The sequence below is a fragment of the Lysinibacillus sp. CNPSo 3705 genome, assembly GCF_028674935.1.
Taxonomy (GTDB): domain Bacteria; phylum Bacillota; class Bacilli; order Bacillales_A; family Planococcaceae; genus Lysinibacillus.
Genome location: NZ_JAQZSD010000040.1, coordinates 1 through 24724, shown reverse-complemented (window position 1 = coordinate 24724; position 24724 = coordinate 1). Strand labels below are relative to the sequence as shown.

Here is a 24724-nt window from a genome sequence, read left to right as displayed (position 1 = left end):
AGAGCATATTTATAGTTAATTGCTAGAAATGCATAAACTATGATACGCATTTATTCAGAAATAATTTTATAGAAAGGGGGCGTAGTTAACTTGCAACATATAAGTGTGAGCGATATAAGAAAATTATTACAAGGAGAATTATTAAGCGGTTCTGAACACTGGTCTGTTAAACATGCAATTTATTATAACCGACATGAACTGACTCAAAATCATACACTTATGTTTGTTAGTAAAAGTGATCAAATTAACTGGCAAGAAATAGATCGAAAGGGACCATCTCTTGTCATTTCTGATAAAACATCAGAGGAATTGAAAAATGCGCTGAAAAATACGACCGTTATACGCGTCAAGACTATTTTGCATGCCTATTGGAAATTTATGGGACATTACAGAAATTTATTTCAAATACCAGTCGTTGCTTTGACCGGAACATGTGGTAAAACGACAACGAAAGAAATGATTAAACATATAGCTAGTAAGGAATGGAATGTTCAGGCATCTGTCAGCAGTAAAAATGAGCCACGGCAATCCTTACCGTACTTGACTGGAATTGATCAGAATACAAAAGCAGCTATCTTTGAATTAGGGCTAGGTAATATCGGTAATATTAAACACCAATGTATGATCTATCAGCCTACGATTGGTATTATTACGAATATTGGTGTCCATCATTTAGATGGATGCAATAATCTAGATGGCTATATCAAGGCAAAGGCTGAAATTGTAGAAGGAATAAGAAAAGATGGCACGTTAATCATTAATGGTGATGATGAAAATATTAAAAAAATCCCCCTAAATAAATTTAAAGGAAAGATTATTACCTTTGGCGTTAACGAAAAGGCAGATTATCAAGCTACGAATATACAATTTACAAAAGGCGGCATGAAATTTGTACTAAAAGTGTCAAATAACAAATACAATTTATTTGTTCCAGGATACGGAGAACACCAAGTGTATAACGCATTAGCGGCTATAGCTGCCGTAAAGGAAATGGGACTTTCCATTGCTGTTGCAATTTCGCAATTAAAAACGTTCAAAGCGATGGCAAGACACTTAGAATTTTCTACAGGCATCGGTGAATGTACTATAATAGATGATACTTGGACAAATAACCCGACTTCTGTTGAAGCGGCACTAAAGGTTTTAGATACGATAGGAAAAGGGAAGAAAGTAATTCTTATTTTAGGTGACATTAAGAGATTAGGAAATTTCGAAGAAAAATATCATCGAGAGATTGGCACAATGGTTGCGAAAAGAACTATTGATACGCTTATTACTATTGGCAATAGAGCAGAAAATATTGCGAACCAAGCGTTAAAGGACGGCACCAAGGCAGATGTTCATAAGTTTAAAGATGTGACAGGTGTTTTAGATGTACTAAAGCATAAGCTTGATAGTGAAACCATTGTCCTTATTAAAGGTCCAATGTCTAGCAGATCTATGATAGAATTTGCGAATCAGTTAAAACGTAAATAATTAACAAGCTGGGACATAACGAAATGGCTCAATCATAAAGCCAAATAATCTCACAATAACTAGAAAAACCGAACTATTCCGAAACCCTTCATAAGCGTTTCATTGGATAGTTCGGTATTTTTGTTTGTTGAAACACATTTGTTCCAGCAAACATTAATTGTGTTGAGCATTGCAAATTCAAGTATTTGAAATGATGCTAGTAAACGTTCTTAAAAAACACGTTTTGCTGTAATATAATGCTCTTTATAATAGTCAACCATTAGTACTCTTGTAGTAATACCACTTGAACTTGGAATGATAATACGTTGATCTCCGGCATAGATAGCTACTTGTGAAGGGTTTTTAGAGCCTTTAACACTATTAAAGAACACTAAATCACCCTTTTTTAAATTGGTACGTGAAACCGTTGTTCCAACATTCATTAGTTGCTTTAAATTGGTTGTACCAAGTTTAACGCCACTCTTACGATAGACGAAATCTACATATCCTGGCGCTGTAAAGCGAAGACTTGCTTCATTATTTGTAGAGCTCATCGTTACTTTATTTTTATAATTAAAGGCGTTTTCAACAATCTTATCGCCTTTCGTTGCAGGATTAGCTGACAGTAATGAAGGTAATACTCTACGGGCCCCTACATAATTATCTGTATAATATGGTTTACTATTTAAATCAGAAATCACAATATTTTGCTTAGAATCAGCCATATGAATCATTTTGTTGTTTCCGATATACATACCGACGTGGTCAGGGTCTGTCCCAGTTTTTTTACTCTTAAAGAATAGTAAATCACCTTTTTGTAATTGATTTCTGTTAACCGGCGTTCCTTGCTGTAACATATAATCTTCATTATAAGTTGCAAGGTCAACACCATTTTTCTCGAAAATGTACATAATAAATGAAGCACAAGAAAATTTATAAGGGTATGTAGCCTTGTAAACAGAATTGCTGTAAGTCGCCTTACCAATTAAGCTTTTTCCAGTTTGAATTAGTTGATCTGCTTTCGTATTAACAGCTTGTGAGTTATTAAAGGCATTTGTTGTTGCAGCCTCAACTTCTATAGGTTGAACAGTTGGCTGTACCATCCCCACTGTGCTAAAACCTATCGTCAATGCTAATGTTGTTGTTAAAAATCGTTTATTCATGTTGTTAATTTCCTCCTGAAGCTATTGTTAGGATTAATCCTAATTTGGTTTGTCACTGGAATTAATCGTAGCATGAAAAAGTAGGGCTTCTTTGAGGAAATTGTTACCACGCTGGATGGGGATTCGCTGTAAACACCTTATATAAAAGGCTTCATCGCCTTAATTTACAGTTTTATTACAAATGTTTCAGTTGGGTGAAGTGTTAGTGGAAAACGAAAGTCAAAGGGGCAGGAAGTACAAGCTTTTCTTTGTGTTGAAAGGAGGCATTGAAAGACTAAACGACAATCATACTTATACATTACCATGGAATACTTAGCGATAGTTCATTTTTGGGATTTAGCGAGAAATAGCGGTTCCATGGAGTGAGCGTAGGGGATCAGCGTCACAAATGAGACACTGGAGCGCAAGCGAGATAGGTCTCGAACGCCCCTAGCACTTCTCATTATGCTTACAAATTTAGGCACAGCTTTGTGTGTGGATCTTTTTTGCTCTTTAGAAGGCGGATGTCATTGTGTTAAAACGGCGTTGCTTTGCTAAAGATTTACAGCATGCCTTCAAGTCAACTGTTTTCCTTAAATTTCTTGAATCATCTCTACTCTATTACCGAATGGATCTCTAAATTCAAAGCGTTCAAAATGAGGAATAGGAACTGAATCGAAAATTTCTATATGATGTTCGGCTAATACCGTCTTCCAATGTTCTATATTTTCAACTTGATAAGCAATATGAGCTTTTGTCGTTAATCTATCAAAGCCATCCTCTGTCCCCACATGTACCTCTTTATTGCCGACCTGTAACCAAAATCCACCTCGTCCTTTCAACGAATCAGGCTTTTCAAGTTCATGTAGTCCTAATACTTGACAGTAAAAATGTTTACCTTTTTCTTCTTCACCTTTTGGAATTGTTATTTGAACGTGATGTAAGCCTATAACCATTTTTCCCACTCCTTTAATTGTAATTGATACTTACTTCTAGGCTAATATTGTCAAATCCTTTAATTTGACGAAGGAATAGTTTTTTTTTCTCACGAATGTGGCCTTTGTAAAACCAGTCATGACAATTAGGGAATAAGCCCATAATAGCCATGAGGCGAAATATCGATCTAAGACAGCCGATAAATCATTTGTTTAATGACTTTTTGGATAACCCCGAATTTTTACTCGTTAATGTTGTGGGAAACAGTCTTGGCTGGTTATCATAATTTTAGAAGCTGAGATAAGAATTTCTTCATTTGCTTTAAAATATGGGTCTAAAATATTGTAAAAAGATCCCCATATTTCCCCTTATTTTATTAAGTGCTTGATACTCTTCATAAAGTTATTTTAATTGCTTACTATATGCCTCACTAACTTTGAATTAAAGTCAGCCATGTATTCTTCAAATGTTTGAGGCTTTTCAAACTGATTAATCAGGTATTATAAAACTGTAGGCATAGTTTAGTTGGACAGAATAGATTTGGATAAAAAATACAAAAGTGGGGGAATTTTATGAAAAAGGGAAAGCAACCACTAGTTATTGCTATTGCTGCGGTTTCTGGCGGAGGAAAACGACTATATCGACTCACCTAAACGAAAGATTACAAAATTCTAAAATACTATTTTTTGATGATTATGATTTTGATGGTCCTGATGATATTATCGATTGGATTGACAATGGAGCTAATTATGATGAGTGGAACTTGGCTCCTCTAATGAGTGATTTAGAAGTATTACTAACTGAACCTTTAAATTACATAGTAGTGGACTTTCCGTTTGCCTATAAACATTCTAAAATAAGTAAATTCATTGATTTTACGGTGTTTATTGATATGCCTTTGGATATTGCTATGGCACGTCGAGTATCTAGAGATTTTAAGAATAGTACTGTTGAAAATATTTTAATGGATATGGAGGGATATATTTCACAAGGAAGGCGTGGGTATCTAGAGATGTTAGAAACAATAAAACCGAATTCTGATATCATTGTTGATGGGACTTTACTCGTCTTCGAAATTGTAAGTATTATTTCCCAATACATAGAACAAATTGATTAACAGATATATTTTCACCATATTTATTAAACTAGAAAGATTGACTTAAGTTTACTAAGGCGCTTTAAATAATCCGTAAAAAGACCACTCAGTGATGGGTGGTCTTAAAGTTATTTAATATCAAAGACTATGTAAATTACCTGTTTTAAAATAAATCATTGAAGAAGTTGTAAAATTCCTTCTGGTTGTTTATTTGATTGTGCAAGCATTGATTGGGTAGCTTGTAATAAAATATTATTTTTAGTAAATGTCATCATCTCTTTTGCCATATCAGTGTCACGAATACGTGATTCAGCAGATTGAAGATTCTCGGATGTATTTACTACAGAATTATTAGCATATTCTAGTCGGTTTTGATAAGCACCAAACTTTGCTCTTTCTGATGAAATTATTACCGAAGCTTTATCGATTAATGAAATAGCTGAATTAGCACCTTGGCGTGTTGACATATCGATGTTATTAATACCAAGCGTTTCGGTTTTTACGTTTGCTAATTCAATTCGAGATGTATTACCTGAATTAGCGCCTACTTGTAAGTTAATATTTTTCATATCATTTTCTGCAATTACAGTTGTTGTAGTTGAAGTTGTAATAGGGGAGCTTGGAGTACCTACCATCATTGCTTTATTCCCAACAACATAAAACCTTCCGTTTTGTTCCAATATACCAGCCAAGGTATTAGTATTATTGACTATTTCTGATTCAAACCATTGAATTCCATCTAGAGAAGTAAATGCATAACCGATATTTCCACCTAATATCGGTTCACCACCTACTGCGATATATTGATTTCCATCCCATGCAATTTCATTAAGGCCAATCCTGTTATTTTCCGTGACTGTATTTCTAGTCCAATTAATCCCGTTTTCTGAGATTAAAGCAAAATTTTCATGGGTTAAAGCAACAAAATTATTTCCTGTCCATATGATATTTTGAACTTTATCTGTTACCCCTAGGGAATCTAGCGTCACGCTGGTTGTCCAATTCACCCCATCATCAGATATTCTTATTTCACCTAATCCTGATGATACATACTTACCATTACCATAAGTGATTGATCCAACTGCACCTGACTCTATATTCCAGTTTACTCCATCAACAGAGGTTACTATATCGAAACTGTCTTTTGTAAGAGCGAGAAATTTATTTCCATCGTAGATTATTTCATCAAAATTATTATTTGTATTCAAGCCACTATTTTGTTGCGTCCAATTTATACCATCGTTAGAAGTTAGGATTGTTGCCCTATTTCCCACGGCAACAAACAATCCTGCACCTGATGTTACGCTAGTAAGTACTTCTGATGTTGGGGTTTTAGATATATAATTCCATACAACTCCATCCGATGAGGTTGCAGTTTTACCATCTCGACCAACTGCAACAAAATTATTACCATCAGTTGCAATGTCAAGCATAAAGTATCCATGGGAGCTCTTTGTCCATGTGATTGGTCCAGGCATTTGAGTGGAGGTTATAGTTTCTTGTTCAATTTTATTAGGTTGATTAAGAAGTTTTATACCATTAAATTCAGTATTCGCTGCAATTTCATCAATATTACTCTTAATCTGTTCTACTTCCATCTGAAGTAACTTTCTATCAGAATCAGTTAATGTATCATTAGCTGCTTGTATAGCTAATTCTCTTAATCTAAGTAAGTTTGGATCTTGAATACTCCCTAAGCCACTCTCAGCCGTTTGTATTAATGAAATGCCATCTTGAATGTTTTTACCGGCCATATTTAGCCCACGTATTTGGCTACGCATTTTTTCAGAGATGGCTAAACCAGCAGCATCATCTCCAGCACGATTTATTTTATATCCAGAAGATAGTTTTTCTAAGGTACTATCAGCTTTTTTCTTATTTTGTGTTAATCTATTATTTGTATTTAAAGAGGGAATGTTATGCTTTACTATCACAAATGTTTTACTCCTTTTAAAATAAACTACAATGAAGTTTGAATTTTTTATTTTAAGATAATATTACCATTTTACCTTTATTTTTGTAAATGTTGAGAATGAAATCCATTTATAAATAAAGACGACTTAGTGATGGGTGTTTTTTAAAATTTGACTTTATGTAGTGCCAACTTTACAAGAATCTTCATTGAATGATAAGCATGTGTTGTGTTCTCTATATAATTTATACGTTATAGGTACACAAACCACTATGGTATAATATTAAAAACGGAATAATAAGATAGAGGTACAAATCAGCAATTCGATTTGTTTAAAAGGGAAGATCGGTGTAAATCCGACGCTGTCCCGCAACTGTAAATGTGAGCATGTTTCAAAAGACCACTGTTACGCATTGTAATGGGAAGGTGAAAAGTGTGATGAACATAAGCCAGGAGACCTGCCTTTATCTAGTACAGCCAAAAAACCTACGAGGATAGGGGGTGTTGAGTGTGACTAGAGAAATTCTTCTGCATGCTCATAGTACGATGATTGCTAAAAAGGTAGCTTCTATTTCTATAACGAATAGAAAGCTTTTTTCGCCGTGTCAATCACCGTATTATGTCGTGTATTTGTCATAGTAGGCATCTTTCTAATGAAGGAAAGATGTTTTTTTATGCTAAAATTGAAGGAGTGTTACACATGAATCCACAAGTAATCGAGTATTATGAAAATCTATTAAAATTTGAAGTCATGGAAACGCAATATACAAGTACTTCTCAAACATTAAATGAGATAGTTGAAGAGTATATAGAGCAAAATGCTGTTCATGAAAATGATATTCTAACAGCTTATACGAATGTAATGAAAGAACTAATTGGATAAAAAGTGACATAATAGCCCCACTGATTACTAGTCTTCACCAAGGTTAAAAGGCTACATAATGTCCCTTAAAAGGGAGAACATTATGTAGCCTTTTTTGTCACTTTAGACACTATTTTACATATGTTTTAGGTGTATAATGACAATAAAGTTATTGAATTTTGATTAATAAAAGCTAAGAACCTTACTACATTCAACGCAGCAAGGCTCTTTGAAGTTGTTTCCAATTACCATCCATCTTTTTTACTTCTTAATTGAACTAACGCATCTGTTCATTTAAGTGTAACTCTTCACAATCACTTGATATTATCTAGGTGAATAGAAAGATAAATTAAAATTTAGTTTAGTAGTTGGATTCTCTTATTATTTTTCAAAAAGGAGGGTTTATGAAAAAGATTATTGTTTTTGTATTAACGATATTTATATTATTCTCAGGATTCGCAACACAAAGTTATGCGTTGTCAGATTCGAAATCTGCGGCAATACAAGCGTTGCTAGATGATGCTCGTCGTATATCAGGTGTGCCGGGAATGTCAATCTCAATACTTGCTGATGATGAAGTGCTCTACTTTTCTTCAGGGTATGCAGACCGTGAAAAGGGGTTGCCTGCAAGTGAAAATACACTCTATGAGTTAGCCTCGGTCAGTAAAGCTTTTACCGGTATGGGTATTATGCTGTTGGAAGAGCAAGGGCTGCTCTCAATGACTGACCCTGTCCAAAAATATTTACCTTGGTTTACGTTAAAGTATCAAGGGGAACCTGTTGATATGCAAAGCCTTACACTAAATAACTTTCTTCACCATACCAGTGGTCTAACAAATATTAGGCATACTCAAAATATTCCACAAGGCAATACACCGGATATGTTGCAAAAGACTGTGGAAATGCTCGTGGATGCTGAATTGGCGTTCCCTCCCGGTGAACAGTATAACTACGGAACCGTTAATTATGACATATTGGGTTTGGTTATTGAGATTGTGTCACGACAAAGCTATGAAGACTTTATGAGTGAACAGGTATTGAAGCCGTTGGGTCTTCACCAGACGTATGTTTATAAAGAAGATGCTCAAGCCACTGGACAGTTGGCACAGGGCTACCGTTCTTCCTTTTTTATGACAACGCCATTTCAAGCTCCGGATTATGCTGGGAATAAACCCGCAGCCTACATCATTTCTAATACAAAAGATATGGCGCGTTGGATGGGCATACAGATGGGTATCGTGCAGGACATACCCGAAATATTTCACACGATTATCGAAAAATCACATAGGGGTGATATGTCTGTTTCGGCTGTCAACGATATGTATTATGCGGCAGGCTGGTCGGTAAACGCCGACCAAACGATTATAGAACACACTGGGGGCAATCCAAATTTCAGAACCGAAGTAGCCATACTGCTAAATGAACGAACGGCTGTTTGCTTGCTGAGCAACGGCGCAAATACTAATATAAACCTGGTACTTAAAGTTAAAGATATATTAGACGGCAATCTAACTCAGTCATATGAAATGAGCGGCACACAGCTTTTGGATATCATTTTGTCGTCAATCACAATTATTCTTTGCCTATTGGCCGTTTTGCTACTTCTCTTAGGATTACGCAGAAGAAAAACGAATGAGCGACAGCCAATGACAAAAAAGAGAATAATCGTAACAGTTACTTTCCTGATTGCTACGATTGCTCTGGGTATACTGTGTTGTGCTTTAGATTGGTCAACCATACTTATTTGGCGAACATATAGTGTTCTTACAGCTTTGATTTCGTCAGCATTATTAACAGCAAGCATTACATGGTTTATATACAGTCACCGATAAAATACCTCGCTCCCAAGATAAGCATAATGTTAAGTAATTAAATTTCAATTTATCGGTATGCTTATTTTGAAAACCATAAGACACTTCGATGTCTTTTTTTTTATCATTGACAATTTTCCCAGTCAAACCTAATTTGTTCATGGAATAAGAATTTTTAACAACTATATTATTTTTTAAATGTCTTTATTGTAAATTAAACAACTTTATTATTTCTGCACATTAGGAGATTTTTGTATTATTATTTCTTATAAAAGTTGACACAGTCTACTAAAATAACTAAAGGGAGGATTGCTGGCAAAGGGGAAATTATTAGGGATCCAGTTTGAAACCTTGTTTGAAGATGGCTTATACTATGAAATTTCTAATCATGCCGTGGAAATGGCGATGATGATTCGAGAGGCGTTTGTTGAAAAAACCTATTCTATTAGGATATGTTTCCAAAACAAATCAACAGTTTCCCATTTTGCCAAATGATGTATTAAGGAAATTAAGCAAAAAATATTCTTTTTCCTTATGGGAAAAAATCGATGATACCCAAAGTGTTGTAAGATTTTGTACCAGTTGGGCACAAAAAAAGAAAATGTTGAAATGCTGATAGAGGATATTAAGAAATTAGAATAACAGGGTACGAACTACCTTTTTCTAGGTAAACAAGGCGCAAATGTAACTTCACACCTGATTTTTTTTACGGAATTCAGCCCATCTATGGTTGTTTAAGTTCAATGGCAGTGTGCTGGAATCAATGATTTTTAGTGGTTGTATTTTTTCGACGCTGCTTAAAATCCGTTTTCTCATTAATTTGCGTGACCAAGTCTAGAAAAATCTGTTGGAAAAACTCAGATGGTACTTGATTTGATCAGCCGACCTAACTGCGAAGAGCTAATGGACTCTAAATCCTTGCTTTTTGCAGGTCTTCTGATAACAGCGTGTCACTGATGGCACGTAGACTTTCGGTTTCATTCAGCTGTGCAAACAGTAATAACTTCAAGAATGAAGCGATGTGCAAAATAACGTCTAAAGTGACACTTTTTCTATGAAAATACGGTTTTAATCTAATTATATCAATAGGAATACATCTAATTGTCATAAAAAAACCTCTAGGACTTCATACTTATTTCACTTTTTATCTATATAATAATTTTGCGCTTATTATTATAGATTGGAGAATTAGACATGAAGAACACGCTTTATCAGAGCTTTTGGCGAACGCACTTTTACGCCGCATTATTTATTACTCCACTTCTTATTTCACTAACGTTAAGTGGTATAGGTTATTTATTTTATACCAATGTTGAAAATCAGTTATATGATAAATACTTTTTTGGTGAAAGTGGAAAAACCGAGGTTCAAACTATTGATGATGCTGTTAAACTTGCAGAAGAATCATATGCTGGCTATAAAACAAATAAAATTATAGAGCTAGAAGAGCCTTACAATACCCGTTTATCGATGAAGAATGCAGATGGCAAAGAGAAATATGTGTTCCTAGATCGTCATAACCAAATTATCGGTGGTCAGGATGCTGATTACACATTTGCAAATATTATGAGAAATGCTCATAGTTCCTTATTTATTGGAGGAACAGTTGTCAATTATTTAGTAGAATTAGCGGCTTGTTGGGCTATTTTTTTACTACTTTCAGGCATTTACATGACGTTTAAAGCAAAAATACTAAAGAAAACAAAGCAGACGAATAAACGTCAAAAGAGTAGAAAATTCCATGCACTTATTGGAACAATTATAACAATTCCGATGCTTGTTATTATTTTCACAGGCTTACCTTGGTCAGCGCTAATGGGGAAATATATTTATCAAGCTTCACAAGATCATCCATCTTTCGGTACGCCGTTATTACAGCAGCAGCCACCTACATCTGATGTCAGTGAGATTCCTTGGGCTACTCGTCAAGAAACCCCTCCATCGTCCGATTCGGCACATGCAGCGCACCATGGTATGGGGGCTAATATGGGCTATGTTGCTAACCCTAACCAACTGAGTGTAGATAAGCTGCAACATGAAATTGATGCAATGAATATATCAAAACCATACGCTATTATTTATCCTACTAGTGAAGACGGTGTCTATACAGTTGCAAAATCTAGTAACACTGGTGTCACAGGGCTTGATGTTAGTCCATATGATGAAACGACAATGTATTTTGATCAATATAGCGGAAAATTTATAGACAAGGTTGGATATGAGGACTATGGTATTCTTGCCAAATGGTTCACATGGGGAATTCCTTTACATGAAGGTCACTTGTTTGGTTGGCCAAATAAATTAATCAATTTACTAGTATGTCTAGCATTTTTAGTAGTTATTATTTGGGGAGTTAGTACATGGCTACTACGAAAGAAACAAGGTATGCTATCTGCACCACCTAAAATCTCTCAAAAGGTATCCATTCCTTTTATCATCTTCATGATTATTTTAGGTATACTGATGCCACTATTTGGGCTATCATTAATTGCTGTAGTACTCGTTGAAATACTAATAAATTTAGTGTCTAAAAATAAAAAAGAAGTCCGTTAAAAAAAGCGATTACTGTATCCTATAAATAAGGAATACAGTATCGCTTTTCTTTTTCTAAAGCCACCCTTTATCACTGGCGATTTGCACAGCTTGTTGTCTAGACTCGACATGAAGTTTTTGAATAGAGGTAGATAAATAGTTTCGAATAGTGCCTTTCGTTAAAAATAATTTTTTACTAATCTCATTTGTTGTGAGTCCTTCTTTTACAAGCTGCAGAACGGCAATTTCACGATCATTTAGTGGATTCTGTTCTTTCATAAATAACGTAGCAGCTAAATCTCTACTAACTACTTTTTCACCATTCATCACTTTTCTTATTGTTTCAATTAAATAGTCGATTGGTTCGTCTTTTAATAAATAACCTTGTACCTCACAATCCATCGCTTTTTGTAAATAGCCAGGGCGTGCAAAGGTAGTGACAATCATCACCTTGCACGGTAAATTTGTCTGTCTTATTTTTTCGGCAAGTTCCAGACCAGTAAGGTTGGGCATTTCGATGTCCAACACACAAACGTCGGGTAGCTCTTGTTGAATATATTCCCATGCTGTTTGACCATCTGAAACTTCTGCAATCACTTCTATATCTGGCTCAAACGACAATAAGGACTTTAAGGCGCCACGTAACATTTGTTGATCTTCTGCTAATAATACTCTTATCATGTAGTTGGCTCCTTTTTATAGTGTTGGATTGGCATTGATAATGTCACAATCGTTCCGCCTGTCGGGAAATTGTCAATAGAAGCATTTCCTTGAAGGGCATTCATTCGTTCTTTCATCGACGAGAGTCCATTCCCATGCCCTTGGTTATGTAAGCCAATACCATCGTCCACAACGATTATCTTTAAAATTCCATGCATATAGTTGATATCTATTTGGCATTTTTTTGCTTGACTATGTTTAATAATATTGGTAGTTGTTTCACGAAGACATAAGGACAGCATCGTTTCTTCCACACTAGCTAGTAGTAGCTTAGGACAGTTATTTTTAATTTTTATGGAGATATCTGCTGTTTGTAAATGTTGCTTACAATGACTAAGCTCACTTTCTAACGAAATAAAATTCATATCGGACACTAATTCCCTTACTTGCTTTAATGCTGTTCGTGTTGTGGCTAAAATATCATTTAACTCATCTTTCACACGCATCGTATCTTTATCGACTAATTTTGTAGTTAGCTCGGTTTTTACTTTAATCATTGTCAATGTATGGCCAAGCGTATCGTGGAGGTCCCTTGCAATACGTTGTCTTTCTTCTTGCTGAACAAGCTGGGTATTTACCTCCGTTAATTCCAATTGTAATTTTTTGGACTTTTCAACGTAGTAAATTAGCATTGGAAATAGTAGCTGAATGATCATTATAGGTATCAATGCTTGGAATTGTAATTTATAAGATGCTCCTGATTCAAACCAAATCACTAAAAAAAACATTAAGGCAACGGCAATCATTCCTATAGCAATATGCCATTTCTTTTCAGCTCTCCCAATTAAATCAGCAAATGTAAATCCAAACAATAACATAGTAGATCCCTCATAAATACCCAGTATGATAATAAGTATAAAGCCTAGTAAAGATGCTAACAGTAAACGCCAATCTTTAAACCATAAAGCAACATAGAAGGCTATTAAAAATAACATAAGAATAATTATTTTAGCTATTAACGGTAATTGAGAATTCGAACTTAATACCATAGTAAATAAAAAAACGAGTGATACAACATCGATAATTAAATAGTGTTTTGCCTGATCTCTTGGATAAATCTTTATAGTTCACACCAACCCTTTGCGATTATTTCTGTGTGACACTTTGAATGGCATGTTTCCGAACCCATTCCATTGGCCCAATATGAAAATGCTTGATACAAATATGTGCAATGAAAAGTTGTAGAAGAGAAAGAGTTAGCCAAATGCTGATAACTTCAATACTAGTTAATTTTCCACCTAAACCTAAGCCCCAGCCATAGAAAATAATAGATGCAATAATATTTTGCAGCACATAGCAACTTAAAGACATTTTCCCAATCTCACCAAACCTCTTCCATAACCAATCAAGCTTCTTATATTCTACCATTTTACCTAATATTCCAATATAACCAATAGATAGGATTGGCGCAAATAAATATCGAACAGGTAAATCAAATACGCCTCCAGGAATAAAGATTAGGAGATTTAAAGGTATCCCAATAAAAATACCAATTTTGAATAGCTTTTGACGCGCCTGGCGTCCTCTGTCATCTTGTGAAAATACACCATTCCTCATTAGCTTAACACCAAGTAAAAATAAAAAGATATTCATGGGGATAATAAAAATAGCTTCCGTTCTAAAATAAAGAAAATATGTTAAACGATTTTGTATTTGCTCAAACCAAGTGCCATGTTCATAAAGACTAACGATTGGATCGAGCCCAACGATGGAAACATTAGCGCCACCCTGCAATGAGCCGACTAAAATCAATAGAATCATTAGTGCATGGAAACTACCAAAAACGTATAACGCACGTTTAATCGCCTTGTCACCAAATTTGACAATAAAGGCAACGATAACGGCTGTCACAGCATAGCTCATTAAAATATCATATTCCATAACGAGGGTGAAGTGGATAAGACCCTCCAAAAATAAAAAGACTATCGTCCAAATATACATGCCTGGCCAAACATTTCCTTTTCGCAAAGCTTGCTGATATTTTAATTCCAGACCAACGCCAAACATGATTGTTAATAAACCAAGGAGTTTACCGTTTACTAAAAAAAGGACTGCCATTCGTAAAAAATCGTTCAATGACCACCAACCTGAATAATTACTCGTTGTGATATACGAAATGTCTCCGAGATATGCAAAAATCCAAATATTTGTGCCAAGTGTCCCTAATACGGCAAAGCCTCGTAACATATCGATTAGGGGTAATCTTTGTTGAACTTTCATCATAAAATCACTCTTTCTTTGTTTTCTTACAATAATGATAAGAAAACGAAATGAAAAAACATATTCACACCAGTCAAAGGTTCTTTATGACAGGTGTCATTTTAGCGAAAACTCACGGGTTAACAATATAATGGGGAGTTCAATTGGCAAACGAATTGGACCTTCCTCATTTGTTGATATATAATGTTTCTCGTCGTTTAAACAAGTTGATTAGCATTGAAACTAACAATAAAATTATTAGCAATTAGTCCAAAATAAATGACATCATCTATATGGAGTAACTGAAGAGTATCCTCTTCATGTTAAACGGGAGGAACAATTATTTGAAAAAGTTTCGTGGAAAAAAGCGTTATTTCCGTAACTTATGGCGGGAGACAAAAGCAGAACTGTATAATTTAGACTTTGGAAAAGAAGGTTGGTTTGATTTATGGCACACCCATCTTGATTTTTATGGGGTTGGGAATAATAGTTTGAAAATAAAAAGAGAACATATAAAAGCAAATATAGCTTTATTGTATAGTTTATTAGAAGAACTCCAAACACTCGAAAAACCATATCAATCGTGGATAGAAATAGTTGACGAAGATGCTAGTTTAGATGCTATTTATATACATACTCCGAATCCTAATGAGGACAATTTTCCACTTAAGATAGAAAAATTAAACTGGAATTGTACTGTCCCTAAATATTTAAAGGATATAATTGACCTAAAAGAATTTAATGTAGGACACTATAAATGGGACTTATATAACTCCTACATCATTCAGTCCAAAAATAACGAGCTTGAATTATAAATTTTTAGAAAAGAACTGCACCCAATTGTTAGACACAGCATCTAACAATTGAGGTGTAGTTTTTTTATGCAAGTTAAAGATTATTCAAGGCTTTTAATCAAAGTTTTATCTAAAGTATAAATTTAAATATTGCGAAAACTAATTACATTAGTTAAAATTATAATACAATTAGTTAACGAAGGGGATATGATTTAGAATGAAGATTACGAAGAATGGTACCGTGTTTCAATTGTCATTTATGCCAAGGATTTTTCCTGTTAATTGTTATATTGTAGAAGAAGAAAGAGAACTTACACTGATCGATGCAGCCCTACCATATAGTGCAAAAAGTATAATAAAAGCGGCTGAAAGTATTGGTAAACCGATTACAAGAATCATTATTACTCACGCACATAGTGATCATATAGGAGCTCTAGATACGTTAAAGGAATTATTACCAGATAGTCAGGTGTGCATTTCTTCCAGAGATGCTTTGTTATTGGAAGGAAATAGTGCATTACTTCCAAATGAAAAAAATACACCAATTCGGGGGGGCATACCAAAAAATATTAAAACTAAACCAGACTTATTACTCGAAGAAGGTGATCGTGTTGGCTCATTAGAAGTGATAGCAACTCCAGGTCATACACCTGGTTCCATCACTCTTTTTGATACACGTAATAGAAGTTTAATTGCTGGTGATGCCCTCGTAACTAGAGGAAAACTACTAGTATCTGGAGTGATGAATCTGCTGTTTCCATTTCCTGCTCTTGCAACATGGGATAAAAGCACAGCTCTAATAAGTGCAAAAAAATTAAGGGCTTTAAATCCAAGCTTACTTGCTGTAGGGCACGGGAAAATGTTAAAGCAACCACAGGAGCTTTTGGACATAGCAATAGCCGAAGCAGAAAAAAATTTTAGACAATCTAAATAGGAAGTGAAAAAAATGTCCCGTCGAATGAAAATAGATATATCGATTATTTTACAAAAGGCAACGGAGCTAGTTGATGAACAAGGATTGGACCAACTTTCAATTGGACTATTAGCTGAAAAATTGGAAATACGGCCACCTTCCTTGTATAACCATCTTGATGGATTAAATGAATTGAAGCAGAAGTTAGCTATTCAAGGCGTAAAAAAACTAAATGAATATATGCTGCAAGCTGCAGTAGGACGTTCAGGTGATGATGCTGTTCGTGCAATTAGTCAGGCATATATTCAATTTGTTAGAGAGCACCCGGGGTTATACGATGCTAGCACTCGCTTTCCGGATGCTAACGATCAAGAACTACAGCAAGCCCAAGAAGCTGTCGTGCAACTTGTACTTCAAGTGCTTGATGCCTATAGTTTGCATGAAGAAATTGCGATTCATATGGTCAGAGGATTAAGAAGTATTCTACATGGATTCACTTCTATTGAACAAATGGGGGGCTTTGGAATGCCACTTAATATCAATAAAAGCTTCTTCATCTTAATTAATACTTTTATTGAGGGCATTCATGCAGTTGCGATTAATGAAGATAAATATATGCAAACGGATGACTAAGGAAGGAATTTTGTCTATTTTAATCTGAATGGGGGAAAAAAGAAGCGGGAAATGACACAGAGGATTAATTTCCCGCAATAACTTTCCCACATTATTTAGTACATGAATAAATTCTATAGTCTAAAACGCCATCATACTTTAAGTTCATATCAAAATGTTTATCCATTACTTCATAAAGTTCAGGTGCAATATCCTTCGAGTGATGAAGTTCAGGAATGGAGAAGATCGATTTATTTTTTTGTATACGAATATTTTTAAAACCAGCCTGGTTAAGCAAAGCTACCCAATCCTTTTTCATTGAACAAGAATCAAATCCATAAAACTGTTTGATTTCCTTCTCAATTTTTTCTTCAAGTGGTTGATGAATAGTAAATTCGATGGCAATAAACCGACCGCCATTTTTTAATAAACGGAAAATTTCTTTAAGGGCATTAGGTTTATTGACAAAAGAAAGAACAGATTCAGAAATAATAAAGTCAAATGTATGATCAGGTAATGGAACTTGTTCAATTGAGCATTGAATTATTTTTACGGGTAAGTGATTTTTTTTCATTCTCCTTTTAGCCTTTGCCACCATTTCAGGATTGATATCAATACCAGTTACTTTTGCTTTATATGTCTCCGCCAAGTAGGCAGCAGTTTGGCCTGTACCACAGCCTACATCCAAAATGCGGGAATTTTCGCTAATGCTTTCTACCTTGAATATTTCCTTTGTTAGATTAATACCACCGGGATGGGCACCGCCTACACCAAATTTGGACAGAAAATCTAGATATTTTGAATTTTGAATCGGAATCCCTTCTTTATTCGTATTTTTGTATAATATGAAATTAAAAATAGTATGGTTCCAGAGATGTCATGAGGAATCTTTACAAAAAGGAAGAGGAGAATTATAAATAGTCTTCTTTAACATTTTACAATACATATCTATATATTTTTTTAGCAACTTCTCCGATAGTCTAAACAATAAAAAAATACAGACGTATACTAGTAAAAAGATATTTGATAGGGGGTGAATTGATGCCATTTTATCCACCGAATCCTAGAATGAGACCATTCCCACCAAGAAATAGACAAGGTTTTGGCCCTCCTATTCAAGGTAGAAGAGGGCAACCTTTCTTTTACCCTAATCAGCAACTCCAAACTTCCAGATTTGGGAGATTGCCACAGCACTTAAATACCATTATGAACCATGCAGGAACAATAACAAATGGAGTTGGTATGTTACGGCAAATGGGCGCATTTTTAAATTTCTTTAGGTAGATTATTTCGATGGATCTTTTAAAGTCCGCCTTATAAAAATAGTAAGAAAGACTTGAAAACCCCTCTAAAGAGTAACTTTTCTTAAGAGGGGTTGTTGTCATTGTTTAGAATGCTTATTTAAGTTGCTTTTCAATAATAGAGCGATTTTTCTCTTTAAACACTTCATTATGTGATGACACGACACCATGACGATAAGCAGTAGGCTCTAAATACGTTTTAATAGAGTTTACGGCATTAGCTGCATCCTGGAAGGTACCTAGAAGTAGATTGATTTTTCCTTCAAACGTTAAAATATCACCCGCTGCAAAAATACCAGGCTGCACAGTTTCTCCCGTTGCTTTTCCTTCGAAATAGTAATCATTTTTTTTCGGAATGGTCAGTGATTGATCCAATTCTAATGATGCTTCGCGGTTATAGCCATGACTAACAATTACTTCATCGATTTGACGCGTATAGCTTTGCTTTGTTTTTGAGTTTTCGCATGTCACTAGTTGAATCGCTGTTTTATCCGCATTAGCAGTCAATTTTGAAATAGTTGTATGGCATTCAATCTTTACGCCCGCATCTAAAGCTTCTTGTATTGTTGCTTCATGCGCAGATAACTTATCTTTACGATAAACTACAGTTACATTTTTAGCGATAGGACAAAGTTCAACTGCCCAGTCAATAGCCGCATTTCCGCCCCCGGAAATAATAATCTCCTTGTCCACAAAGTGTCGATAAGATTGCACAGTATAGTGTAAATTAGTCATTTCATATTTTTCTGCACCTTCTAGTGAGAGCTTTTGAGGGTTAATAATACCACCACCAACTGCTAAAAGAACGGTTTTAGAATAATGTTTATCGCCTTGTGTAGTATGTAGAACAAAAATATCATCTTGGCGCTCGATGAAATCGACTTTTGTACCAGTTAAAATGGTTGGATCAAAGGTTTTTGCCTGTGCAATTAACTGTTTTACAAATTGTTCGCCTAAAACAGGCGGGTGTCCACCAATATCCCAAATGAGCTTTTCAGGATAAAGTAAGACTTTACCACCAAGCTGCTGTTGACTCTCAATTAATTTCGTCTTTAATCCCCGTAAACCACTATAAAAGGCACTATATAGACCTGCAGGGCCACCACCAATAATTGTTACATCGTATAAATGTTGCATTTATATCACCACATCCTTAAAAAATAAATATTCAATTATGCCTAAGCATATTGCGTCCAAAATCGATAGAGGTAGAGACTCCTGTACCTGTCGCAAGACATTTGTAACTACCGTTTCACGTACGTTACAAAAGACACTTACTGGAAGAAGTTAAAAAGTGTTTGACAAAACTTTATAGGAAAACTAGACTTACTATAGTGATAATGATTATCATTATCGACTAATCGTTATCATAGCATGGAAAGAAGTAAAAGGAAAGAGAGGTTATGTTGTGCGTTTACAAGTTGAATCGATTCGTATCGGCTATGAGGACAAAACGATTGTGCATGATTTATCGCTACAAATTCCAGACGGTAAAATAACGACCATTATTGGTTCCAATGGCTGTGGCAAATCAACACTTTTAAAGGCTATTACAAGGATTTTGAAGCATAAAAGTGGGCAAGTCATATTAGATGGTCAAAATATTTCCGAGATGAACACAAAAGAATTAGCGAAAGAACTTGCTATCTTGCCACAAAGCCCGGAAAGTGCACATGGTTTAACAGTCGAAGAGCTTGTATCCTACGGTCGATTTCCATATCAAAAGGGCTTCGGTAATTTATCGCAAAAGGATAAAGAAATGATTGACTGGGCCTTAAAGGTAACTAAAACGGATGACTTTCGTCAGAACACGGTTGATGCCTTATCAGGTGGACAGCGCCAACGGGTGTGGATTGCGATGGCATTAGCGCAAGAGACCGATATTATTTTTTTAGATGAGCCAACAACGTATTTAGATATGGCCCATCAGTTAGAGGTTTTAGAATTACTTTACAAGCTTAACGAAGAAGAGGGACGCACAATTGTTATGGTGCTACATGATTTAAATCAGGCAGCACGTTTTTCAGATTTTATCGTGGCGCTATCAAAAGGAGAGCTTGTGAAGTTTGGTACTGCAGAGGAAGTCATGGTACCTGATGTATTAGAAAAAGTGTTTAATATTGATGCAGTCATTGGTAAAGATCCACGAACAGATAAGCCAATGTGCATTACATATAACTTACTAGAAACAGTGTAAAAGGGAGATATATTTATGAAAAAGTGGCTATTACCAATGTTTATGATGGTCGTACTAGTGCTTGCAGCGTGCGGCAATAAAGAAGAGAAGGCGGATGAGGGCTCTAAAGATAAAGCATCAGCAGAAACGATAACGTATCAATCAGAATCAGGTCCTATTGAAGTACCAGCTAACCCTAAACGTGTAGTTGTGTTATCTTCATTTGTTGGAGATTTACTACAGCTTGATGTTAATGTAGTCGGTGTCGATTCATGGGCTGCAGATAATCCGAATTTCCAAGATGATATTAAAGATGCAGTAGTTGTTGAGAATACGGATATTGAAAAAATTATCGAACTTGAGCCAGATTTGATTATTGGTTTAAATGGTATTGAAAATGCGGATAAATTAGCAGAAATCGCACCAACCGTATTATTTACTTATGGTAAAGTAGATTATTTACAGCAATTTATTGAAATCGGAAAAGTTGTCAATAAAGAAAAAGAAGCAACTGATTGGGTAAAAGATTTTAAAGAGCGTGCTGCAGAAGCGGGTACAAAAATTAAAGAAAAAATTGGCAAAGACGCAACGGTTACGGTTGCAGAAATGTTCAATAAACAAATGTATGTTTATGGCGATAATTGGGGTCGCGGAACAGAAATTTTATATCAAGAAATGGGCTTGAAAATGCCTGAGAAAGTGAAGGAAGGTGCTTTAAAACCAGGTTATTTAGCCATTTCTCAAGAGGTATTAGGTGATTATGCGGGTGACTATGTGATTTTTAGTACATTTAAAGGTGAGGATAGCGCCATCAAAAATGCTGCGTGGTTTAAAGATTTAAAGGCTGAGAAAAATGGTCATTTATTTGAAGTGAATGCCAACGAATTTTACTTTAATGACCCAATCACTTTAGAAAATCAACTAGATTTCTTTAAAAAGAAATTTTTACAATAATTTCAGTAGAGAGTAGCGAAGGCAAATGACAAAGTTTCGACATTTCCCATTTTGGCTTCAGGCGTTGCTTGCACTGATCTTATTAGCAGTGACAGTTACGATTTCGCTCTGTATCGGAGCGGCAAATACGAGTATTGAAGATGTCTTTCAAGCAATTGTTGGAACAGACGGCGGTAAGCATTATGCTATTTTACGAGAAATTCGATTTCCACGAATTATTGCTGCTATTTTTGTAGGTAGTGCACTCGCAGTTGCTGGGGCTATTATGCAAGGGGTTACTAGAAATCCATTAGCAGATCCGGGACTTCTTGGCCTCACAGCAGGTGCGAATGCAGCACTTGCATTGACGATGGTATTTATCCCAAATTCGTCGTATTATATGCTTATTTTTGCATGTTTCGTAGGTGCAGGCGTAGGGATGATTGCTGTTTATAGTATCGGCGCTTCAACAAAAAATGGTTTTTCTCCATTAAAGTTAGTTTTGGCTGGGGCTGCTGTATCCGCGCTATTACAAGCAATAGCAGATGGTACGGGGATATTATTTCAAATTTCAAAAGATGTTTCGATGTGGACGAGTGGTGGTTTAATAGGCACTACATGGCAAGCTTTAATAATTGCTCCTATTATTTTGGTCGGATTAATTGTTGCGTTTGCGTTTAGTCGTCAGTTAACCATTTTAAGTTTAAATGAAGAAGTAGCTGTTGGGTTAGGACAAAATACAGCCGTTATTAAAGGAATTATGATGTTTGTCGTTGTCATTCTTGCAGGGTCCGCAGTAGCACTTGTAGGTAATCTAGCGTTTGTTGGGTTAATGGTGCCACATATTGTCCGTGCAATTGTAGGGACAGACTATCGATTTGTTTTACCGATGAGTGCTATTATCGGTGGCTGGTTTATGGTAACGGCGGATTTTGCAGGTAGAATAATTAATGCGCCATATGAAACTCCGGTAGTTGCGATTATTTCAATTATTGGCCTTCCGTTCTTCTTACTTCTTGTTCGGAAGGGAGGGCGTCAAATTGTTTAATGTCGGGAGAAAAAAACAACGTAGATGGCTAATGGCTTGGATCTTATTAACAATAGTCATTTTTGTTATGGGTATTTCAATGGGAGCAGCTTCGGTTTCGATTGATCGCATCATACCGATTTTAATGGGAGATGGTAGCTTCAAAGAATCATTCGTATTGTTCTCTGTTCGCTTGCCCAGATTGTTTGTGCTGGCAGCAGCCGGGATGGCTTTAGCTTTAGCTGGTGCCGTTTTGCAGGGGGTGACCCGTAATGACTTAGCGGACCCTGGTATTATTGGAATTAATGCAGGTGCAGGTGTTGGAATTACGCTTTTTTATCTCCTTGTCAATGGAAATGTACCTAACTTTGCGTATATGTTACCACTTGTAGGATTTTGTAGCGCTTTATTAACGGCACTCTGCATTTACTTTTTCTCGTATAAGCGCAATGAAGGTGTGCAGCCGGTCCAACTCATTTTAGTCGGAGTAGGTGTAGCATCTGCCTTATCGGGTGTAATGATCATATTAATTTCCTCAGCTGAGCGTAGTGATGTGCAATTTATCGCGCAATGGCTTGCAGGCAATATTGGGGGAGCAGATTGGCCATTTTTCTGGGCTTTATTGCCTTGGCTTGTGCTAGGCATTCCATTTATTTTTTATAAAGCAAATGTGTTAAATGTACTGGCAATGACAGAACAAACGGCGGTTGGCTTAGGCTTAAATATCGAACGAGAGCGCTTACAATTAATAGTTGTCTCTGTAGCACTAGCTGCGGCAGCTGTATCAGTCACAGGAGGCATTGCCTTTATCGGTCTCATGGCCCCACATATTGCAAAGCAGCTTGTCGGACCGCGTTTCCAGTTCTTTTTACCCGTAACATTGTTTATCGGTGCAAGCTTACTAATGCTAGCAGATACAATTGGCCGCGTAGCTATTTCAAGTGCGACAGTGCCAGCAGGTATTATCGTCGCATGTATCGGTGCACCATATTTTTTATATTTACTACGAAAAAACGACTGAACGGCTTTGGCTGTTCAGTTGTTTTTTTTTGAAAGGTTTTGTAGCGACGGAATGCAATCTTAAGGCGATGGATGGAATTTGTAGTGACCGAAAGCGAAGCTAGCGACGGAAAGGTAAGGCCTATCGACGGAAAGAAGTCTTAGAACGACGGAAAGACCTAGGACAACGACGGAAAGCAATCGCAAGGAGACGGATGAAATTTGTAGCGACGGAAAGCGAAGCCTCATCGACGGATAAAAGTCTCAGAACGACGGAAAGCGAGCAAAAAAATACTATCAAAAGCTGAAACGTTGGAGATTTTTCGTTCTTTCTGTCTAAAAAACTAGGTGAAAAATTTTATTTGTACTCCGTGTATTTCAAGTTTTTTGGAACCCCTTTTTATGAGGTTCTTTTTTTATAAAATAGGTATAGGAGCATTCCTGTTAGAAGGATTTTCAGGGGCTTGAAAAAGAAAAAGCCCTCTTGTATGATGCATGAGTGTCAACGGCAATTGACTCATCATCACACAGGAGGACTCCATTTATGCATTCTAATACGAACTATAAAATTAATCAAGTCACTGAAAACACTTTAGTCATCGGGATCGATATTGCCAAGAAAAAGCACTATGCTTGTGCCATCGATGAACGAGGACGTGTGCTTCAAAAATCATTTCCTTTCTCTCAATCTAGAGAAGGTTTTAACGCTTTCTATGAAAAAATACTCGCTTTACGTGCTATACATGAAAAAAGCGAAATTCTTGTTGGATTTGAACCCACTGGACACTATTGGATGAATCTCGCTGCTTATCTTAGTGAACATGGGATTCCGTTTGTCATGGTAAATCCTCATCATGTTAATCGTTCAAAGGAATTGGATGACAATCTTCAAACGAAGAATGATCAAAAGGATGCCCTTGTCATTGCACGATTAATGCGTGATGGACGTTTCAGTTATCCACGTATTTTAGAGGGCGTAGAAGCTGAATTACGAAATGGTGCAACGCTACGCTCCAAAATTCAAGAAGATCTGAATGCCTTACAAAATCGCATCATTCGTTGGATTGATCGTTTCTTTCCGGAATTTATGACGGTGTTCAAAGACTTCGGAAAAATGGCTTATGCGGCGCTTGAAATGACGCCACTACCAAGCGATATCCAATTAGCTTTAGCGAAGCGCACTCACTTAATGGCGATTAATTGAAGAACTAGAAAAGACTATGTAAAAAATGTGATAAAAAATTTTTTTATCACTCTTGAAAACGGGTCAAACCGTTGATATATCAACATTTATAGAGGGAGGT

At 35.9% G+C, this 24724-nt stretch carries 21 protein-coding genes, 3 pseudogenes and 1 riboswitch; of the genes and pseudogenes, 15 read left to right on the top strand and 9 right to left on the bottom strand.

The window, feature by feature from the left end; all coding sequences use genetic code 11:
- Nucleotides 1-90: 90 nt before the first annotated feature.
- Nucleotides 91-1476 carry a UDP-N-acetylmuramoyl-tripeptide--D-alanyl-D-alanine ligase gene (locus PVA17_RS16410; protein ID WP_132362967.1) on the top strand — a complete coding sequence of 462 codons (1386 nt, stop codon included), beginning with the start codon at nucleotides 91-93 and terminating at the stop codon, nucleotides 1474-1476.
- Between the two features lie 209 nt (nucleotides 1477-1685).
- Here PVA17_RS16410 and PVA17_RS16405 read toward each other — a convergent pair whose 3' ends face one another.
- The gene (locus tag PVA17_RS16405) at nucleotides 1686-2618 is read right to left on the bottom strand and encodes a C40 family peptidase (RefSeq protein ID WP_132362965.1); all 933 of its coding nucleotides are present in this window, start codon (nucleotides 2616-2618) and stop codon (nucleotides 1686-1688) included.
- A 572-nt stretch (nucleotides 2619-3190) separates the two neighbouring features.
- Entirely contained in the window at nucleotides 3191-3553 is a 363-nt protein-coding gene (locus PVA17_RS16400) for a VOC family protein (protein WP_132362963.1), read from the bottom strand.
- A 552-nt stretch (nucleotides 3554-4105) separates the two neighbouring features.
- Here PVA17_RS16400 and PVA17_RS16395 point away from each other — a divergent pair.
- Nucleotides 4106-4650 (top strand): annotated as a pseudogene (locus PVA17_RS16395) (nucleoside/nucleotide kinase family protein).
- Nucleotides 4651-4802: 152 nt separating this feature from the next.
- Here the strand turns inward: PVA17_RS16395 and PVA17_RS16390 are convergent.
- Complete coding sequence (locus tag PVA17_RS16390; RefSeq protein ID WP_274068292.1) at nucleotides 4803-6563, bottom strand: flagellin N-terminal helical domain-containing protein; 1761 nt, start codon at nucleotides 6561-6563, stop codon at nucleotides 4803-4805.
- Between the two features lie 267 nt (nucleotides 6564-6830).
- Nucleotides 6831-7021, top strand: a riboswitch (cobalamin riboswitch).
- Nucleotides 7022-7051: 30 nt separating this feature from the next.
- Between PVA17_RS16390 and PVA17_RS16385 the strand changes: the two genes are divergently transcribed.
- From PVA17_RS16385 to PVA17_RS16375, 3 genes are all read left to right on the top strand, one after another.
- Entirely contained in the window at nucleotides 7052-7180 is a 129-nt protein-coding gene (locus PVA17_RS16385; protein WP_256469519.1) for a hypothetical protein, read from the top strand.
- Nucleotides 7181-7241: 61 nt separating this feature from the next.
- The gene (locus PVA17_RS16380; RefSeq protein ID WP_132362959.1) at nucleotides 7242-7424 is read left to right on the top strand and encodes a hypothetical protein; all 183 of its coding nucleotides are present in this window, start codon (nucleotides 7242-7244) and stop codon (nucleotides 7422-7424) included.
- Between the two features lie 383 nt (nucleotides 7425-7807).
- Nucleotides 7808-9235: a serine hydrolase domain-containing protein gene (locus PVA17_RS16375; RefSeq protein WP_132362957.1), complete on the top strand. Its 1428-nt coding sequence runs from the start codon at nucleotides 7808-7810 to the stop codon at nucleotides 9233-9235.
- A 622-nt stretch (nucleotides 9236-9857) separates the two neighbouring features.
- Here the strand turns inward: PVA17_RS16375 and PVA17_RS16370 are convergent.
- Nucleotides 9858-10241, bottom strand: a pseudogene (locus tag PVA17_RS16370) (IS4 family transposase); the annotation flags it as partial.
- Between the two features lie 167 nt (nucleotides 10242-10408).
- Between PVA17_RS16370 and PVA17_RS16365 the strand changes: the two are divergent.
- A complete protein-coding gene (locus PVA17_RS16365; RefSeq protein ID WP_132362955.1) occupies nucleotides 10409-11767 on the top strand; it encodes a PepSY-associated TM helix domain-containing protein in 1359 nt (452 codons plus the stop codon).
- A gap of 54 nt (nucleotides 11768-11821) precedes the next feature.
- Here PVA17_RS16365 and PVA17_RS16360 read toward each other — a convergent pair whose 3' ends face one another.
- From PVA17_RS16360 to PVA17_RS16350, 3 genes are all read right to left on the bottom strand, one after another.
- The gene (locus PVA17_RS16360; RefSeq protein ID WP_132362953.1) at nucleotides 11822-12427 is read right to left on the bottom strand and encodes a response regulator transcription factor; all 606 of its coding nucleotides are present in this window, start codon (nucleotides 12425-12427) and stop codon (nucleotides 11822-11824) included.
- Nucleotides 12424-13284: a sensor histidine kinase gene (locus PVA17_RS16355; protein ID WP_337993615.1), complete on the bottom strand. Its 861-nt coding sequence runs from the start codon at nucleotides 13282-13284 to the stop codon at nucleotides 12424-12426. The genes PVA17_RS16360 and PVA17_RS16355 overlap by 4 nt, the downstream gene beginning before the upstream one ends.
- Before the next feature lie 268 nt (nucleotides 13285-13552).
- Nucleotides 13553-14686: a DUF418 domain-containing protein gene (locus PVA17_RS16350; protein WP_274068300.1), complete on the bottom strand. Its 1134-nt coding sequence runs from the start codon at nucleotides 14684-14686 to the stop codon at nucleotides 13553-13555.
- 323 nt (nucleotides 14687-15009) lie between these two features.
- Between PVA17_RS16350 and PVA17_RS16345 the strand changes: the two genes are divergently transcribed.
- From PVA17_RS16345 to PVA17_RS16335, 3 genes are all read left to right on the top strand, one after another.
- Entirely contained in the window at nucleotides 15010-15480 is a 471-nt protein-coding gene (locus PVA17_RS16345; protein ID WP_274068290.1) for a hypothetical protein, read from the top strand.
- A gap of 196 nt (nucleotides 15481-15676) precedes the next feature.
- Nucleotides 15677-16393, top strand: a complete 717-nt coding sequence (locus PVA17_RS16340) for an MBL fold metallo-hydrolase (protein ID WP_274068289.1) — start codon at nucleotides 15677-15679, stop codon at nucleotides 16391-16393.
- A gap of 12 nt (nucleotides 16394-16405) precedes the next feature.
- Entirely contained in the window at nucleotides 16406-17005 is a 600-nt protein-coding gene (locus PVA17_RS16335) for a TetR/AcrR family transcriptional regulator (protein WP_132362947.1), read from the top strand.
- Between the two features lie 91 nt (nucleotides 17006-17096).
- Here the strand turns inward: PVA17_RS16335 and PVA17_RS16330 are convergent, their stop codons facing one another.
- Nucleotides 17097-17768: a class I SAM-dependent methyltransferase gene (locus PVA17_RS16330; protein WP_483308031.1), complete on the bottom strand. Its 672-nt coding sequence runs from the start codon at nucleotides 17766-17768 to the stop codon at nucleotides 17097-17099.
- A gap of 257 nt (nucleotides 17769-18025) precedes the next feature.
- On the opposite strand from PVA17_RS16330, the gene PVA17_RS16325 reads away from it, so the two are divergent.
- On the top strand, nucleotides 18026-18268 hold the full coding sequence (locus PVA17_RS16325) for a hypothetical protein (RefSeq protein WP_132362943.1): 243 nt from the start codon (nucleotides 18026-18028) through the stop codon (nucleotides 18266-18268).
- 113 nt (nucleotides 18269-18381) lie between these two features.
- On the opposite strand, the gene PVA17_RS16320 is transcribed toward PVA17_RS16325, so the two are convergent.
- Complete coding sequence (locus PVA17_RS16320; RefSeq protein ID WP_274068288.1) at nucleotides 18382-19422, bottom strand: NAD(P)/FAD-dependent oxidoreductase; 1041 nt, start codon at nucleotides 19420-19422, stop codon at nucleotides 18382-18384.
- A gap of 271 nt (nucleotides 19423-19693) precedes the next feature.
- On the opposite strand from PVA17_RS16320, the gene PVA17_RS16315 reads away from it, so the two are divergent.
- The 5 genes and pseudogenes from PVA17_RS16315 to PVA17_RS16295 form a co-directional block, all read left to right on the top strand.
- Complete coding sequence (locus tag PVA17_RS16315; protein WP_132362939.1) at nucleotides 19694-20482, top strand: ABC transporter ATP-binding protein; 789 nt, start codon at nucleotides 19694-19696, stop codon at nucleotides 20480-20482.
- Nucleotides 20483-20497: 15 nt separating this feature from the next.
- On the top strand, nucleotides 20498-21415 hold the full coding sequence (locus tag PVA17_RS16310; protein WP_274068287.1) for an iron-hydroxamate ABC transporter substrate-binding protein: 918 nt from the start codon (nucleotides 20498-20500) through the stop codon (nucleotides 21413-21415).
- Between the two features lie 25 nt (nucleotides 21416-21440).
- The gene (locus tag PVA17_RS16305) at nucleotides 21441-22442 is read left to right on the top strand and encodes a FecCD family ABC transporter permease (protein WP_274068286.1); all 1002 of its coding nucleotides are present in this window, start codon (nucleotides 21441-21443) and stop codon (nucleotides 22440-22442) included.
- Between the two features lie 31 nt (nucleotides 22443-22473).
- The gene (locus tag PVA17_RS16300; protein WP_274068299.1) at nucleotides 22474-23442 is read left to right on the top strand and encodes a FecCD family ABC transporter permease; all 969 of its coding nucleotides are present in this window, start codon (nucleotides 22474-22476) and stop codon (nucleotides 23440-23442) included.
- Nucleotides 23443-23964: 522 nt separating this feature from the next.
- Nucleotides 23965-24579, top strand: a pseudogene (locus PVA17_RS16295) (IS110 family transposase); the annotation flags it as partial.
- Nucleotides 24580-24724: the final 145 nt, after the last annotated feature.